The organism is Caballeronia sp. SEWSISQ10-4 2 (genome assembly GCF_030464885.1).
Lineage (GTDB): Bacteria > Pseudomonadota > Gammaproteobacteria > Burkholderiales > Burkholderiaceae > Caballeronia.
On sequence record NZ_JALPRJ010000206.1, the window covers coordinates 1 to 1225 of the forward strand.

At 59.8% G+C, this 1225-nt stretch carries 1 protein-coding gene; it reads left to right on the forward strand.

Annotated features, from left to right (window positions below; genetic code table 11):
• A partial coding sequence (locus M0D69_RS43620; protein WP_301787980.1) for an IS21 family transposase occupies positions 1–1151 on the forward strand: 1151 nt, incomplete at its 5' end.
• Positions 1152–1225 lie beyond the last annotated feature (74 nt).

Sequence of the window (1225 nt, forward strand, 5' to 3'; positions counted from 1 at the left end):
GACCCGGTAAGGAGGTGTTCTTCCCTCAAACCTACCAGCCCGGCGTGCGAGGGCTGTCGGACTTCACGCACATGGAGAAACTGGGTGTGACGATCGCCGGAGTTGCGTTCGGACATTTGCTCTATCACTTTGTGCTGGCGTTCTCGCGCTGGGAATACGCCAGCGTCGTTGACGGCGGAGAGAGTTTCCAGGCGTTGGCAGCAGGATTGCAGAACGCTTTATGGCAGGCTGGCGGCTGCCCCAGCGAGCACCGCTCCGACAGTCTGTCGGCAGCTTTTAAGAACCTTCAGGAGAAGGACGACTTTACGGTTCGCTACGCGGCGTTGCTTGGGCACTATGGCATGGAAGGCACGCGCAACAACCGCGGCTTGGGGCACGAGAATGGCAGCGTGGAATCCTCGCATCGGTACTTGAAGGACGCAGTTGATCAGGCGTTGGAGTTACGTGGTCATCGCGATTTCGATGATCGGCCAGCCTACGAGGAGTTTGTGCGCGGCGTGGTGATGCGCCGCAACCGGCGCAATGCTGCGGCGTTTCAAGTCGAGCGCACATACCTCATGGATCTGCCTGAACACCGTACCACCGACTTTGTTGAGGACGAAGGGCGCGTGACGCGCAGCGGCACTTTTACGGTGGATGGCAGCATCTACAGCGCGCCCTCACGCCTGATCGGGCATCGCTTGAAAGTACGCCTCTACAGCGATCGGCTTGACTGCTATCTGTCCGGAGCGCTCGTGCACAGCACGGCGCGAGTCAGGCGTACGAGCGCAGGTCGCGGGCGTGCGATTAACTATCGACATTTTATCGAGTCACTCAAACGCAAACCGCAAGCCTTCAGGGGCCTCGTGTTTCGTGACGATCTGTTTCCGCGTGAGGCGTACCGCCGGACCTGGGAGCGCCTGGATCAAGCACTGAGTCCACGCAACGCGTGCAAGGTCATCGTGGGCCTGCTGGAGCTTGCCGGCAATTACGGCGTAGAGGCAGAACTGGCCCTGCAGCTTGAAGTGCTGCTGGAACTCGGAGAACTGCCCGATCTGGAAGCGCTCTTCGCACAATTCGCTCCGCGCCAGGCTGAATGTCCCATTGTGGTGGTCGAGATGCCCGACGCCTCAATCTACGACGCGTTGCTTCATGAAGAGGTGCTCGCATGAACGCACCGACTTACGACGCCGGCAGCATGGGACTGATGCTCAACGAATTGCGTCTGCCGACAATCGGTCGACTG